At 65.1% G+C, this 15,238-nt stretch carries 11 protein-coding genes and 1 pseudogene; 7 read left to right on the forward strand and 5 right to left on the reverse strand.

Going from position 1 to position 15,238, the window contains the following annotated elements; all coding sequences use genetic code 11:
- The first annotated feature begins 161 nt into the window (after positions 1–161).
- The 4 genes from OH686_RS00465 (at position 162) to OH686_RS00480 (ending at position 3,782) form a co-directional block, all read left to right on the forward strand.
- Complete coding sequence (locus OH686_RS00465) at positions 162–1,184, forward strand: NAD(P)H-dependent glycerol-3-phosphate dehydrogenase (protein WP_289535648.1); 1,023 nt, start codon at positions 162–164, stop codon at positions 1,182–1,184.
- Between the two features lie 18 nt (positions 1,185–1,202).
- Positions 1,203–1,550, forward strand: a complete 348-nt coding sequence (locus OH686_RS00470) for a DUF4389 domain-containing protein (RefSeq protein WP_137973310.1) — start codon at positions 1,203–1,205, stop codon at positions 1,548–1,550.
- A complete protein-coding gene (gene sixA, locus OH686_RS00475; protein ID WP_289535651.1) occupies positions 1,547–1,999 on the forward strand; it encodes a phosphohistidine phosphatase SixA in 453 nt (150 codons plus the stop codon). The genes OH686_RS00470 and sixA overlap by 4 nt, the downstream gene beginning before the upstream one ends.
- Positions 2,000–2,117: 118 nt before the next feature.
- Complete coding sequence (locus tag OH686_RS00480) at positions 2,118–3,782, forward strand: AMP-binding protein (RefSeq protein WP_289535652.1); 1,665 nt, start codon at positions 2,118–2,120, stop codon at positions 3,780–3,782.
- 146 nt (positions 3,783–3,928) lie between these two features.
- Here OH686_RS00480 and cobA read toward each other — a convergent pair whose 3' ends face one another.
- The 5 genes and pseudogenes from cobA to OH686_RS00505 form a co-directional block, all read right to left on the reverse strand.
- Positions 3,929–4,666 carry a uroporphyrinogen-III C-methyltransferase gene (gene cobA, locus OH686_RS00485; RefSeq protein WP_289535654.1) on the reverse strand — a complete coding sequence of 246 codons (738 nt, stop codon included), beginning with the start codon at positions 4,664–4,666 and terminating at the stop codon, positions 3,929–3,931.
- Positions 4,667–4,677: 11 nt separating this feature from the next.
- Positions 4,678–7,398: a nitrate reductase gene (locus OH686_RS00490; RefSeq protein WP_289538754.1), complete on the reverse strand. Its 2,721-nt coding sequence runs from the start codon at positions 7,396–7,398 to the stop codon at positions 4,678–4,680.
- 16 nt (positions 7,399–7,414) lie between these two features.
- A pseudogene (locus tag OH686_RS00495) lies at positions 7,415–8,659 on the reverse strand (NAD(P)/FAD-dependent oxidoreductase); the annotation flags it as partial.
- A 332-nt stretch (positions 8,660–8,991) separates the two neighbouring features.
- Positions 8,992–10,656 (reverse strand): bifunctional protein-serine/threonine kinase/phosphatase, encoded by a 1,665-nt coding sequence (locus tag OH686_RS00500; protein WP_289535656.1) that lies wholly within the window; start codon positions 10,654–10,656, stop codon positions 8,992–8,994.
- Between the two features lie 207 nt (positions 10,657–10,863).
- Positions 10,864–12,075, reverse strand: a complete 1,212-nt coding sequence (locus OH686_RS00505) for a NarK family nitrate/nitrite MFS transporter (protein ID WP_289535658.1) — start codon at positions 12,073–12,075, stop codon at positions 10,864–10,866.
- A 537-nt stretch (positions 12,076–12,612) separates the two neighbouring features.
- On the opposite strand from OH686_RS00505, the gene OH686_RS00510 reads away from it, so the two are divergent.
- Genes OH686_RS00510 through OH686_RS00520 form a run of 3 tightly spaced genes read left to right on the forward strand, consistent with a single transcriptional unit; the run spans position 12,613 to position 15,013 of the window.
- A complete protein-coding gene (locus OH686_RS00510) occupies positions 12,613–13,404 on the forward strand; it encodes an ABC transporter permease (protein ID WP_289535659.1) in 792 nt (263 codons plus the stop codon).
- Positions 13,405–13,406: 2 nt separating this feature from the next.
- Complete coding sequence (locus OH686_RS00515) at positions 13,407–14,081, forward strand: ABC transporter ATP-binding protein (RefSeq protein ID WP_289535660.1); 675 nt, start codon at positions 13,407–13,409, stop codon at positions 14,079–14,081.
- Positions 14,078–15,013: an FkbM family methyltransferase gene (locus OH686_RS00520; protein ID WP_289535661.1), complete on the forward strand. Its 936-nt coding sequence runs from the start codon at positions 14,078–14,080 to the stop codon at positions 15,011–15,013. The genes OH686_RS00515 and OH686_RS00520 overlap by 4 nt, the downstream gene beginning before the upstream one ends.
- The last annotated feature ends 225 nt before the right edge of the window (positions 15,014–15,238 follow it).

Here is a 15,238-nt window from a genome sequence, read left to right on the forward strand (position 1 = left end):
GAACGGCCTTGTTCTCTGGGCATGACTGCCGCATGTTAACCGAGAAGCCGAGCTTTGCCAGCGCACGCTCTGCGCGGCGGGTCACGCTGGGGACTGGTCGGTCGGCCAGGGCTTCGTGATAATGCGGCTTTCGCCATCTGGATGGCCTGTTTGGAACTCTTATGACCGAGCAACAACCTGTTGCAGTACTGGGCGGCGGCAGCTTCGGCACCGCCATCGCCAACCTCCTGGCCGCCAACGGCCAGCGTGTCCTGCATTGGATGCGTGACCCAGAGCAGGCCGAGGCGATGCGCGCCCAGCGCGAGAACCCGCGCTATCTGAAAGGCATCAAGTTGCTGCCCGGCATCGAGCCGGTCACCGACCTGCCGGCCACCCTGGCGGCCTGCGAACTGGTCTTTGTCGCCCTGCCGTCGTCGGCCCTGCGCAAGGCGCTGCAGCCAGTGGCCGCCGGTCTGGCCGGAAAGCTGTTGGTGAGCACCACCAAGGGCATCGAGGCCGAGAGCTTCAAGCTGATGAGCCAGATCCTCGCCGAAGTGGCACCCCAGGCGCGCATCGGCGTGCTGTCCGGCCCCAATCTGGCACGCGAGATTGCCGAACACGCGCTGACCGCCTCGGTGATCGCCAGCGAGGACGACGAGCTTTGCCAGCGCGTGCAATCGGCTTTGCACGGCCGCACCTTCCGCGTCTATGCCAGCCGCGACAGCTTCGGCGTGGAGCTGGGAGGCGCGCTGAAGAACGTCTACGCCATCATCGCCGGCATGGCCGCGGCCATGGGCATGGGCGAGAACACCAAGAGCATGCTGATCACCCGCGCCCTGGCGGAGATGACCCGCTTCGCCGTCAAGCTCGGCGCCAACCCCATGACCTTCCTCGGCCTGGCCGGGGTCGGTGACCTGATCGTCACCTGCTCCTCGCCGAAGAGCCGCAACTACCAGGTCGGCTATGCCCTGGGCGAGGGCCTCAGCCTGGAAGACGCGGTGGCGCGCCTGGGCGAGGTGGCCGAGGGCGTCAATACGCTCAAGGTGCTCAAGCACAAGGCCGAAGAGCTGCAGGTGTACATGCCTCTGGTCGCCGGATTGCATGCCATCCTGTTCGAGGGCCGCACCCTGGCCCAGGTCATAGAGGCGCTGATGCGCGGCGAACCGAAGACCGACGTGGATTTCATTTCCCCCAGCGGTTTCTGACCATCCAAGGAGAGCACCATGAGCGAACCGAACAAGGAACTGGAGCGCGAGTCCATTGCCCTGCGCATTCTGTGGATGGTGATCTTCGCCATCGTCTGGCAGCTGGCGGAGATCATCCTCGGCGGCGTGGTGCTGCTGCAGATCGGCTATCGCCTGTTCTACGGCGCGCCCAACGGTACCCTGCAGGGCTTCGGCGACAGCCTCAGCCAGTACCTGCAGCAGATCGGCCGCTTCGGCACCTTCAATAGCGAGGAGAAGCCCTGGCCATTCGCCGACTGGCCGACTCCGCGTGCCCCGGAAGGCATCGAGCCGCACAGCATTCCGCCGGCGCCGCACCCGGTGCGCGACGAAGAGCCCAAGCTGTGACCCTCTGGCTGCTGCGCCACGGCGAGGCCGAACCGCGTGCGCGCAGCGACGCGGAGCGCGCCCTCACCGAGCGCGGCCGCAAGGAAGTGCGCAAGAGCGCCGAGCACCTGCGTGGCCGGGAGCTGGCGCACATCCTGGTCAGCCCCTACTTGCGTGCCCAGCAGACGGCGGAGCTGGTGCGCGAGACCCTCGGCCTCACGCTGCCGCTGACCACGGTGGACTGGGCCACGCCGGATGACTCGCCGCGCACGGCCGCCGACCGTTTCGAGCACTATCCTGGCGAGTGCCTGCTGGTCAGCCACAACCCGCTGCTCGGCAACCTTTCCGGCTTGCTGCTGCATGGCAATCTGCAGGAGCCCCTGGGCCTGCACACCGCCAGCCTGGTCGCTCTCGACGGCGACATCGTGCCTGGCCTGATGCACCTGGCCGGCCTGCATCACCCGCACTAGAGCGACCCTGCGCTCCTGTAACATTTCTTCACTTGCCGCACCTCCTGACGCATGGAATATTCGACCAAGCAAGTGCTTGGTTGCTCCCTGTGACAAAAACAACAAACAAGGAGGCCCCGTGGCCAGTGCAGTCCGTTTGCCGCTCGAAGCGTTTTTCGAGCGCGAGTCGCGTCATCCGAACAAGACCTACCTGATCCAGCCCCTAGGCGGTGGTCGGGTGGAACAGCTGACCTGGGCCGAGGTGGGCGAGCAGGCCCGCCGCGCCGCCAGCTGGCTACGCAGCCTGGAGCTGCCGCAGGGCAGCAAGATATCGATCATTTCCAAGAACAGCGCCCACTGGATAGTCACCGACCTGGCCATCTGGATGGCCGGGCATGTCTCGGTGCCGCTGTATCCCAACCTCACCGCCGAATCGGTGCGCCAGGTGCTGGAGCATGCCGAGGCGAAAGTGGCCTTTATCGGCAAGCTCGACGACTGGCCGGCCATGGCTCCCGGCGTACCCGAGGGGGTGATCACCGTGGCCTTGCCGCTGCACGCCGAAGGCAAATTCGACAAGCAGTGGAGCGACCTGCAGGCCTGCGCGCCGATCCAGGACCGGCCGCGCAGCCAGCCGGACCAGCTCGCCACCATCATCTACACCTCCGGCACCACCGGCATGCCCAAGGGCGTAATGCACAACTTCGGCAACTTCGGTTTCACCGCCAGCCATGCCACCGAGCTGTTCGGCGTCGGCGAGCAGGACCGCGCGCTGTCCTACCTGCCGCTGTGCCACGTGGCCGAGCGCATGTTCGTCGAGCTCAACTCGCTGTACAGCGGCATGACCGTATTCTTCGCCGAGAGCCTGGATACCTTCCTCGACGATCTGCGTCGCGCCCGGCCCACGGTGTTCTTCGGGGTGCCGCGGATCTGGACCAAGTTCCAGATGGGCGTCTACTCCAAGATGTCGGCGCAGAAGCTCGACTTCCTGCTGTCCATCCCGCTGCTCGGCCGTCTGATCGGGCGCAAGGTCCTGCGCGGGCTGGGGCTGGATGCGGTGCAGTTCGCCCTGTCCGGCGCCGCCCCGGTGCCCGATGCGCTGCTGGCCTGGTATCGCCGCTTGGGCCTGGAGCTGCAGGAGGTCTACGGCATGACCGAGAACTGCGGCTACTCGCACGTGTGCCGCCCCGGCAAGTTCAAGAAGGGCTGGATCGGCCAGAACAACCCGGGCACCGAGGTGCGTATCAGCGAGGAGGGCGAGGTGCTGGTGCGCAGCGGCTCGACCATGCAGGGCTACTACAAGGAGCCGGGCAAGACCGCCGAGGTGCTCACCGAGGACGGCTACCTGCGCACCGGCGACAAGGGCGAGCAGGATGCCGAGGGCAACCTGCGCCTGACCGGGCGGATCAAGGAGATCTTCAAGACCAGCAAGGGCAAGTACGTGGCCCCGGCGCCGATCGAGAACCGCCTGGCCGTGCACAGTCATATCGAGCAGGTCTGTGTGGTCGGCGACGGCCTGCCGCAGCCGCTGGCCCTGTGCGTGCTGTCCGAGGCCGGGCGCAAGGAGTCGCGCGAGCAGCTGGAGGGCAGCCTCAAGCGCCTGCTGGAAGAGACCAACCAGGTGCTGGACAAGCACGAGCAGCTCAACGGCCTGGTGCTGGTGCCGGAAGTTTGGGCGGTGGACAACGGCTTCCTCACGCCGACCCTGAAGATCAAGCGCGCCTCGGTGGAGACTGCCTACAGCCCGCACTTCGATGCCTGGGGCCAGCGCCGCGAAGGCGTGGTCTGGCACCAGCAGGTCGGCTAGCGGCCCGCGCCGCTGGTGGTCATCGAGCCCGGTCATTTGACCGGGCTTTTTGTTTGTTGGCTGCACCTCGCATCGCCGGTGCACGGGCAAAAAAAAGCCCGGCCAAACCGGCCGGGCTAAGCACTACTCCGCAGGAGCGAAGGGGATCAGGCAATCTCTGCCAAAGCTTGAATCTGTTGCTGCGCGGCCACTTCACCGATCACCAGGATCGCCGGGCTCTTCAGCTGGAAGTCGGTAGCCGCCTGTTGCATGCCGGCCAGGGTGCTGCGGCACTCGCGCTGGTGCGGCAGAGAGGCGTTCTCGATCATCGCCACCGGCATGTCGGCGCGCATGCCGCCGCCCAGCAGGCTTTCGCGGATTTCCGGCAGCTTGGCCACGCCCATGTACACCACCAGGGTGGTGCCGCCCTGGGCCAGGGCCTGCCAGTTGAGGCTGCTGTCGTCCTGGGTGTGGGCGGTGACCAGGGTCACGCCACGGGCCACACCGCGCAGGGTCAGGGGGATGCCGCAGTTGGTGGCGCCGGCGAGACCTGCGGTGATGCCGTTGACCATCTCCACTTCCACGCTGTGTGTGGTGAGCCAGTCGGCTTCTTCGCTGCCACGGCCGAAGATGCACGGGTCGCCGCCCTTCAGGCGCACAACGCACTTGCCCTGGCGTGCATAGCGCAGCAGCAGGCGATGGATGAAGGCCTGCGGCGTGGAGCGGCAGCCGCCGCGCTTGCCCACCGGCACGATGCGGGCATCCGGGCAGTGCTCCAGCACGGCCGGATTGACCAGGTCGTCGATCATCACGATATCGGCCTGTTGCAGGGCCTTGACCGCCTTGAGAGTCAGCAATTCCGGATCGCCAGGGCCTGCGCCCACCAGCCAGACTTTTGCATTCATGGTTCTACTCCTCAGGCTTCCACGGCGACGGAGGTCACCTGGGTGACCAGCAGTCGTTTGATTTCCGGCACGCACGAGCCGCAGCTGGTGCCGCATTTCAGCTCGCGCTTTAGGCCGTCCAGGTCCAGGCCGCGGGCGATGCCGGCGCACACGGCGTCCTGGCTGACGTTCATGCAGTTGCACAGGGTCTTGCTGGCCTGCATGCCGCCACCCGGCGGGGTGGCCAGCGGTGCCAGCAGCCAGCGGCGCAGGTCGGCGTCGGTGCTGCCCTGTTCCCACAGGCCCTTGAGCCAGTCGCGGGCGGCAGCTTCGCCGGCCAGGCGGATGGCGACGATGCGCCCGTCCTCGATGCGCACGCGCTTGCCCACGCGGCGCTTGACGTCGTCGTAGGCCAGCACCGGGCCGTGGTCGACGCCGAGCAGGCTGTCGATCTCGGCCAGCAGTTCGGCATCCGGCGCTTCTGCTGCGGCCGCGCGGATCAGCAGGGCGGGGCGCTGCTCGCGGCCGGTCGGCGTGAGGCTGGCGTAGGTGAAGCCTTCGAACAGCGGGCGCAGTGCGGTGAGGCGGCGCTGCACGTCGCCTTCGACCAGGGCGAAGAACTGCCAGGGCAGCTCGGCACGCTCGACTTCCACGGCGCTGAGCTTCAGCTCCGGCTGCTTGGACAGCGGGTCGAAGGCCGGCTGGGTCAGCACATTGGTGCCCAGGCCCTTGAGGAAGCGGTCGCCCCAGTGCATCGGCAGGTAGGCCTGGCCCGGCTGCAGGGCGTCGTCGGCCTGCACCGGCAGGATCAGGCCGCCGCGGCGGCTGCGCAGGTGGATCAGCTCGCCGCTCTGCAGGCCGCGGCGCTTCAGCTCGTCCGGGTGCAGGCCGAGCACCGCCTCGGGAGCATGGCCGAACAGCCGGGCGGCGGTGCCGGTGCGGCTCATGCCGTGCCACTGATCGCGCAGGCGCCCGGTGTTGAGCAGCAGCGGGAAGTCGCTCTCCTGGCGCTCCCTGGCCGGTACGAACGGATCGGCGACGAAACGCGCGCGGCCGCTGGCGGTGGGGAAGATGCCGTTCCCGTACAGACGCGCGGTGCCCTGTTGGGCCCCGGCCGGGAAGGGCCATTGTTGCGGACCTTGGTCGTCCAGAATCGCGTAGCTGAGACCGGAGAGGTCCAGGTCGCGGCCCTGGGTCAGGTGCTTGTATTCCTCGAACAGCGCCTGCGCGCTGGCGAAGTCGAACAGGCTGGGCAGGCCGGGGCGGAGCTGTTGTTCCAGGCGACGGGCGAAGTCGCAGACGATCGCCCAGTCCGGCCGCGCCTCTGCGGGCGCTGGCACGGCGCGGCGCACATGGGTGATGCGCCGCTCGGAGTTGGTCACGCTGCCTTCTTTTTCTCCCCAGCTGGCGGCTGGGAGCAGGAGGTCGGCGTAGTGGCAGGTCTCGGTGGTGAAGAAGGCTTCCTGCACAACCACGAAGGGGCAGGCGGCCAGGGCCTCGTGGACCTTTTGTTGGTCCGGCAGCGATTGCGCCGGGTTGGTGCAGGCGATCCACAGGGCCTTGATCTTGCCGACGCGCACCGCCTCGAACAGCTCGATGGCGGACAAACCGGTGCTTTCCGGCAGGCCGTCCACGCCCCAGTAGCGGGCGACTTCGGCGCGGTGCTCGGCATTGCCGGCCTCGCGGTGGCCGGGCAGCAGGTTGCTCAGGCTGCCGGTCTCGCGACCGCCCATGGCGTTGGGCTGGCCGGTGAGCGAGAAAGGCCCTGCGCCGACCTTGCCAATCTGGCCGGTGGCCAGGTGCAGGTTGATCAGCGCGCTGTTCTTGGCGCTGCCGGCAGTGGACTGGTTGAGGCCCATGCACCACAGCGAGAGGAATGCGGGAGAACGACCAATCAGCGCGGCGGCGCGGCGCAGGTCGGCCTCGTCGATGCCGCACAGGCGCGCCACTTCGCTCGGCGGGTAGTCGGCGGCCAGCTCGCGCAGGGCTTCGAAGCCTTCGGTGTGCGCCTCGATATAGGTGAAGTCGTAGTCGCCACCCGCCAGCAGCAGGTGCAGCAGGCCGTGGAATAGCGCCAAGTCGCTGCCCGGGGCGATGGCCAAGTGCAGGTCGGCCAGGTCGCAGGTATCGGTGCGGCGTGGGTCGACCACGATGATCTGCATGTCCGGCCGCGCGGCCTTGGCCGCTTCCAGGCGACGGAACAGGATCGGATGGGCATAGGCCATGTTGCTGCCGGCAATCAGCAGGCAGTCGGCCTGTTCGATGTCCTCGTAATTGCAGGGCGGGGCATCGGCACCCAGGCTGCGCTTGTAGCCGACCACGGCCGAGCTCATGCACAGACGCGAATTGCTGTCGATATTGTTGGTGCCGACCAGAGCCCGCGCCAGCTTGTTGAAGGCGTAGTAGTCCTCGGTCAGCAGCTGGCCGGAGATGTAGAAGGCCACGCTGTCCGGGCCGTGCTCGCGGATGGTCTCGGCGAATACGTTGGCGGCGTGATCGAGGGCGCTGTCCCAGTTGCTGCGGGCGCGGGCCAGACCCTTGCCCAGGCGCAGCTCGGGGTACAGGGCGCGGGCGTCGAGGTCGCCGGTCAGGTGCAGGGTCGAGCCCTTGCTGCAGAGTTTCCCGTGGTTCGCCGGGTGGCTGGGATCACCCTGCACGCCGAGGATCTTCGCGCCGTCGTGTTCGATCAGCACGCCACAGCCCACGCCACAGTAGCAGCAGGTGGCGGCGGTGATCCGGTTGGCGGGTTGCAGGGCGGCTTCAGGCACGGGAGGCACCTTCGCTTGCGCTCAGACCTGCAGCTTCGATACTGGCCTGGCCGAACATCAGGTGATCGCGCACGCCGCTGATGTCGGCGCCGCCGCAGATCTGCTGGAAGTACCAGCCGCCGTCCAGGGTATCGCCGTACAGGCAGCCGCCGACCAGCACGTCGTCCTTGATCACCAGCTTCTTGTACACGCTGCCGATGGGGTCGGAGAGGGTGATGGTCTCGGTGTCGTCGCCACCCATGAAGTTGCCGGCGGAGAACAGGTCGATGCCGGTGACCTTGAGCTTGGTGGAGATCACCGAGCCCTGGTAGCGGGCGGTGCCGAGCATGGCCAGGTGGTTGGCGCAGACCTTGGCCTGCTCGAACAGCGGGGCGACCAGGCCGTAGGCGATGCCGCGGTGATTGGCGCATTCGCCGACCGCGTAGATGCGCGGGTCGTAGGTCTGCAGGCAGTCGTCGACCTGGATGCCACGGTTGCAGGGGATGCCGGCCTTCTCCGCCAGCTCGGTGTTGGGCCGCACGCCGGCGGCCATCACCACCAGGTCGGCGGGGATGGTGTCGCCGCTCTTGAACTGCACGGCGCAGACCTGGCCGGTGCCGTAGTCGTGCAGCTCTTCGGTCTGTTCGCGCAGGCGGAAGCGGATACCTCGCGCTTCTAGAGCCTGCTTCAGCAGCTCGCCGGCGGTGCGGTCGAGCTGGCGCTCCAGCAGCCAGTCGGCCAGATGCACCACGGTCACGTCCATGCCGCGCTGGCGCAGGCCGTTGGCCGCTTCCAGGCCGAGCAGGCCGCCGCCGATCACCACCGCGTGGCTGTGGGTACGGGCGGTCTTCATCATCTGTTCGGTGTCGGCGATGTCGCGGTAGGCGATCACGCCCTCCAGGCGGTTGCCCGGTACCGGCAGGATGAAGGGGTTGGAGCCGGTGGCCAGGATCAGACGGTCGTACTGGGCGCTGCTGCCATCGTCGGCGGTGACCACCCGCTTCTTGCGGTCGATGCTCACTACCTTGCGCCCCAGGCGCAGGTCGATGCCGTGCTGCTCGTACCAGTCGAGGCCGTTGAGCACGATGTCGTCGAAGCTCTGCTCGCCGGCCAGCACCGGGGACAGCAGGATGCGGTTGTAGTTGGGGTGCGGCTCGGCGCCGAACACGGTGATCTCGTACAGGTCGGGGGCGAGCTTGAGCAGCTCCTCCAGGGTTCTGACCCCGGCCATGCCGTTGCCTACCATCACCAGCTTGAGTTTGTTCATGCCGGTTCTCTCCTGTTGATCACGGAAAAATGGTCCGGGGCAGGCCCCGCGACGACTCGAACACTGGCCGCCGGGTGGCAGGCCATAAAGCAAAAAAGGCGTCCCGCTAGTTGCCTAGCGAGGACGCCTTTGTCCTGGTCCCGATCTGCCGGGAAGCACTGCCTTCTACGTTGACGGCGATGCTTTTATGTAATGTCGATTTCTCTTTTGCAGGGCGCGTGCCAACTCTGTGGGGGCTGTATTTCCTGGGGTTGGCGCCGTTTCCAAGGGCTGTTTCGCGGCTTTTCGCACCCGATTAAAGCGGTGCTGCGTCGTTGTGGTGCGGCTTGCGGCTACAGAAGAGCGACCAGTAGGATCAGGTTGAGTAGCAGCGAACCCAGCGCCACGCCTCGCCAGACCTTCAGCGGCTCGCGTTCCAGCAGCGGGCGTGGGCGCACGTTGAGCGCTAGGCGTTCGCCCTGTTCCAGGCTGAGCAACCATTCCTCGGCGGTCTCGAAACGATCCTCCGGGTTGGCAGCCACCGCGCGCAGCAGGCAGTCGTCGAGCCAGCTCGGCAGGTCTGGGCGGTAGCGGCTGGGCGCGGTCGGGGTGCCGAAGCGCGGATGCTGGAAGGCCTCGATCTCGCCATAGGGATAGTGGCTGGTGAGCAGGCGGTAGAGGGTGACGCCGGCGGCGTAGAGGTCCTGCTGGCGATCCGGGGCGATGCCGGCGAAGGCCTCCGGGGCGATGTAGCTGGGCGTGCCGGGCAGGGCGTGCTGTTCGTCGCGGGACAGGCCGGGGCAGTAGGCCAGGCCGAAATCGAGCAGGCGCAGTTCGCCGTCGTCGCACCAGAGCAGGTTCTCCGGCTTGATGTCGCGGTGCAGGATATTGCGCCGGTGTAGCAGGCCCAGGGCCTTAAGCAGGCGCGGCGCCAGATCCAGCCATTCCGGCAGGCCTAGCGGGCCAGAGAGGCGCAGGTGCTCGGCCAGGGTTTGGCCGGCGTACTCGCGCTGCACGTAATAGAGGTGCTGGCGCTGCGGCAGCGGGTGCGCCTCGGGGAAGTGGCGCCCGGCCACGCGGCGCAGGAACCATTCCTCCAGCAGCAGGGCCGGACCGGCCTGGGCCTCATCGTGGCGGCTGGCCGGCAGGGTCTTGAGCAGCCAGCGTCGCGCCTGGCCATCGCGCACCCGATACACCAGCGACTGGCGCGACTCGGCCAGCACCCGCTCGATCTGCCAGCCCTCGAAGTCCTGACCCTCGCGCAGCTTGGGCGGCAGCGGCCACTGCTGCAGCTGCGCCAGGGTGTCGGCCAGGTCGTTGTCCGGCAGCGTGTCGACCTGCACCAGCACGGCGCTGGCGTTGTCCTGGCTGCCGGCCAGATGGGCGGCGGCTACCAGCGCCTGGCAGGCGGCTACCGGGTCGCTCTCGTCCAGCAGCAGGCTGCGGATGCCGGAGTCGCCCAGGGTCGACCACACGCCGTCGCTGACCAGCAGGTAGCGCTCTTCCTCGCGCAGCTCGCCCTCCAGGTAATCCACCACCAGGTGCTGGTCCAGGCCCATGGCGCGCTTGAGCACGTGCTGCATGCCCGGCTGCTCCCAGACGTGGTCCTCGCTGAGGCGCTCCAGCTGGCCCGAATGAAATCGATAGGCGCGGCAGTCGCCGACGTGCGCCAGGGTGAAACGGCGACCGCGCAACACCAGGGCGGAGAGGGTGGTGAGCAACGGCTGGCCGCCGCCGTTGGCCTGCAGCCAACGGTTGTGCGCCACCAGCAGGCGATCCAGCGATTGCGCTACGGCCCAGGTTTCCGGCGTGGCGTAGTAGTCCAGCGCCAGGGCCTGCAGGGTGGCGCGGGCGGCCAGGCCACCATCGGCGCACTGGCTGACGCCATCGGCCAGGGCGAACAGGAAGCCCTTGCTGGCCGCCAGGGTCGGCGCCGGCGTGACCACGCGGATGGCGTCCTGGTTCTCCGTGCGCGGGCCGGTGGCGGTGGCTTCGCCGAAGCTCAGTTGCAGGGCCATCGGGCGCTCCTGTGGCTGGACATGAGGAAGGGCGCCGTGGCGCCCCTTGGGTGTTCAAGTCGGTTGAGACAAAGGCCGGGCCGGCGCGGCTCCCAGGAGTGTTGCCACTCCACCTTTCCTGACCAGTGCGAGGAGTCTGTTGTCAGCCCCGCCTTTGTCGCAACCGTCCTGCGCAACGCCGGGCGCACGAGGCGCCCGGCGGATGGATCAGACGCGGGCGGCGGTGACGGCTGCACTACCCCAGGTGGTGCGCCAGCGCAGCTTGACGCCATGCAGGCCGAACCAGGCCAGCACGCCCAGGCTGGCAAACAGCCACAGGCCCAGCTGGTAGTCGCCGGTGGCCTGCTTGATCGCGCCGAGGCCGGCGGTCAGGCAGAAACCGCCGATGCCGCCGGCCATGCCGATCAGCCCGGTCATCACGCCGATCTCCTTGCGAAAGCGCTGCGGCACCAGCTGGAACACCGCGCCGTTGCCGGCGCCCAGGCTGAGCATGGCGGCCACGAACAGGCCGAGGGCGGCATAGGCGCTGGGCAGGTTGAAGCCGACCGCGGCGATGCAGATGGAGGCGCAGGTGTACATCACCAGCAGCGAGCGGATGCCGCCGATGCGGTCGGCCAGGGCGCCGCCCAGCGGGCGCATCATGCTGCCGGCGAATACGCAGGCGGCGGTGTAGTAGCCGGCTTTCACCGGATCGAAACCGTACTGATCGTGGAAGTAGCCGGGCAGGGTGCTGGCCAGACCGAGGAAGCCGCCGAAGGTGATGCTGTAGAAGAACATGAACCACCAGCTGTCGCGGTCACCGAGGGCCTTGAGGTAGTCGGCCATGGACTTGGGCGCCGGGCGTTCGGGGGCGTTCTTGGCCACGCTGGCGAAGATGATCAGGGTCAGCAGCAGCGGGATCAGCGCCAGGCCGAACACGTTACCCCAGCCGAAGGCGGCGGCTAGGCCCGGGGCGAACAGGGCGGTCAGCACCGTGCCGGAGTTGCCGGCACCGGCGATGCCCATCGCCTTGCCCTGATGCTGCGGCGGGTACCACTGGGAAGCCAGCGGCAGGGCCACAGCGAAGGAGGCGCCGGCGAAGCCGAGGAAAAGCCCCAGCAGTAAGGCCTGCTCGTAGCTATGGATGCCCAACTGCCAGGCGACGGCGAGGGCGGCGATGACGATCACCTGACCGACCAGGCCGGCGGTCTTCGGCGAGGTGCGGTCGGCCAGCAGGCCCATGATGAAGCGCAGCACAGCGCCGGCGAGGATCGGCGTGGCGACCATCATGGCGCGTTGCTGGGTGGTCAGGCCCAGGTCGGTGGCGATCTGCACGCCCAGCGGGCCGAGCACGTACCAGATCATGAAACTCAGGTCGAAATAGAGGAACGCGGCGAACAGCGTCGGTGCGTGGCCGGCTTTCCAGAAACTTGTATTCATCCAACACCTCATCATCGAGAGAAAATCCCGCGGGTTGCGCGGCGCCGTGATCGTGGGCACCTTGCCGAGCAACCCTTGGGAGAGCCCGACGCTTGTGGCGCCCGGCCCCGTGGCCAAAGCCACAGACAGGTTGAGAGAGTTACCGGCTGGCGCCCGGATCACGGCTCACCAACCGCCCCATTCGCTGGGGCTGAAACGCAAAAGGCGCCGCACCACTGACCGCCGGAGCGGAGGAGGTGCGACGCCTTTGTCGTATCGGTGGCAACCGCCGTTGGATGCCTGTGTCAGGGCTTGAGCAAGACTCGGGCCAAGGCTGTAGAGGCCAGGGAATGAGTGGTTCAGTCTGCTGTGATGTCAGGTGGGTGGATCATTGCGGTGCGCTGAGGAGGCTATGCGCACTGACTTGAGGCGACTGTGGCCCGGTCAAAAGGTGACAGCATCATCTTGGGTGAAGTCAGGCGACTCCGTTGGAGAGTGATATCGTGTGCCTCGAAAGTTACTATGGCCACGTATAACGCCCCAACCATCGAGCTGTTCATGTGCAAGCAATCAACCGGCTCAAGGGCCGTTTCCAGAGTAATCCAGGTTTCTTGGTTACGGGCAGTGATGGGGCTGAAGTCGGAGTCCCGCGGTACGCGGCTGGGGTACTTGTGGTGGATCATTGAACCGGCAATGCATCTGGCGGTTTACTATCTCGCCTTCGGGGTACTGCTTAAGCATGGTGGCGATGATTATGTCGCCTTTCTGCTGATTGGCATCGTGCACTGGCTCTGGCTCTCCAAGAGCATCATGAATGCCAGCCAATCCATTCTGGTTGGCCGCGGCCTGATACTCCAGTTACCGCTTCACACCAGCATCTTCCCACTTGCCGAAGTTTTCAGAGACTTGATCAAACAGATCATGGTCGTGGTGGTCTTGATGCTAATCCTGAGTGCCATGGGCTACTTTCCGACAGCTCACTGGCTCTCTTATCCAGCCCTTTTCTTGCTGCAAACTTTGCTGATTCTTCCTTGCGCGGGGCTTGTCGCCGCGCTTATGCCCTTCATTCCCGACCTGCGAGTGATAGTTCCGGCATGCCTGCAACTCGCTATGTTCCTCTCGGGTGTCTTCTTTTCGAGCGACCTTGTCCCTGAAAGCTTCCACTGGGCCCTGAACTTCAATCCTGCCTATTTGCTGCTGGAGGCCTACAGGGACATTTTGATCAGACAGCAGAGTCCCGATTGGTACATGCTGGCTAATCTCCTGGCAGTGCTCCTGTTGTTTAATGTGCTCGTGGTGGCGCTGTTCGGTCGCTACAACCGACAGTACGCCCGAATCATTCAGGAGTGAGAATGGCTCGCTTATTGTTGGAAATGCACGACGTGCATCTTGCGTACCGTCTACGCAAATCGTTTTTCCGAAGCGAGCACCACCCCGTCATCAACGGTGTCAGCTTGCAGATTCACCAGGGGCAGCGTCTGGGAATCATGGGCCACAACGGGGCTGGTAAATCGACACTACTAAGGTTGATGGCGGGCATCTATGCGCCGGATCGTGGGCGGGTAATCAACTTCGGTGCGCGCGTGTCACTGCTGTCGCTGCAGGCAGGCTTCGACCCGCGCCTGAATGGCTGGGACAATGCCCTTCTCAGCGGTGTCCTGATGGGTATGAGTCGCAAAGAAGTCAGACTTCGACTCAAGGGAATCCACGAGTTCTGCGAGCTTGGTGATCAGATGAATGATGTGCTCGGCACCTATTCGTCCGGCATGCGAGCGCGACTTGGTTTTGCTGTCGCATTGGCCATGGAAGTTGACCTTCTGCTGATCGATGAGGTGCTATCGGTCGGGGACCAGGATTTTCAGGAAAAGTCGGAAAAGGCAGTGCGGCATGCCGTCGAGCAAGGTTGCGCTATGGTTCTGGTATCCCATTCACCGGTCAAGCTCAAGAAATGGACGGATTCCGTCCTTGCCTTTGAGAAGGGCATGATCTGCTCTTCATCCTCGGAAGAGGTTCTGTCCGTGTCATGATTAGCTACGCACAAAACTTCGAGGACGTAATTCTTGAGCGCTTGTTCAAGAGTAGGAAGATCGGCTTTTACGTCGACATAGGTGCATGTCATCCGATCTATGACTCGGTTACCCATCACTTCTATCTGAAGGGCTGGAGTGGCATTAACGTCGAGCCACAGCCGAAACTTTTCATCGAGCTCAAGGCCGCTCGCGAGCGGGATATCAACCTTCAGTACTGCGTCGGGGCGCAGTCTGGTAACCAGACGTTTTACATCACACGCGATATCGGCACTTCGACGCTCAACCAAGTAATCGCCGAGCAATACCGCGAGGAAAGGAGCATTGATCAGGAATTGACCGTCGAATTGGTTACCCTGAATCAAATTTGGTCCGAGCATGTGGGCGATCGGCAAGTCGATTTCATGAAGATCGACGTCGAAGGTTACGAGAGGGAAGTGCTGTCAGGAGCGGATTTCTCTCTGGTAGCTCCATCCGTTCTGGTTATAGAAGCGACCATTCCGAACTCTCAAGCGCTCTGCCACGAGCAGTGGGAAGAGCTTGTCCTGGATTACTACCAGCTCATCTACTTTGATGGCCTGAACAGATTCTATGCCCGCAAGGGCTCGCAGTTCTGCACCGGAGTCGAAGTTGTTCCTCCCAACGTCTTCGATCAATTCAAACCCTATCCCCATGTGCTGCTCGAAAAGGCCAACGAGAGTCTTACCCTCGACAACGAGGCGCTGAGGCAACAGATTCAGACCGTCCTGAAGCAGCTGTTGCACAAGGACACGGCTTTGGACGATGCCGGTCATGCATATGAAAATCTGCTGATGGCGTACGAACAGAAGGAGAGAGACCTTCAGAGCATGCTCGTCGCTCTCCAATCGAAAGAGGAAGAACTGCGAAACACGCAGAAAAACCACTGCGATGAAGATGACGCTGCACTTTAACCCGTTGGCGCGGGCACTTTCGAGTAAGCTTGCTCCGGGCTAAGGGATTGCTCGCTCTGAGGCGCAAGAGGAATACGAGCGGGTTGCGCCGATCTGGGGCGATGGCAGGTGGTTCTGGAAATGGCGTTCGGCGAGCCCGATCGCGTAAATCGAGCACAAGGATGATGTCCAGGGTCGTGGCCTGGTTCCTGCCAGAGTTTAAACGAGACGCTCGATGGAAAAGCC

It is taken from the genome of Pseudomonas sp. SO81, from assembly GCF_030374125.1.
Taxonomy (GTDB): Bacteria; Pseudomonadota; Gammaproteobacteria; order Pseudomonadales; family Pseudomonadaceae; genus Aquipseudomonas.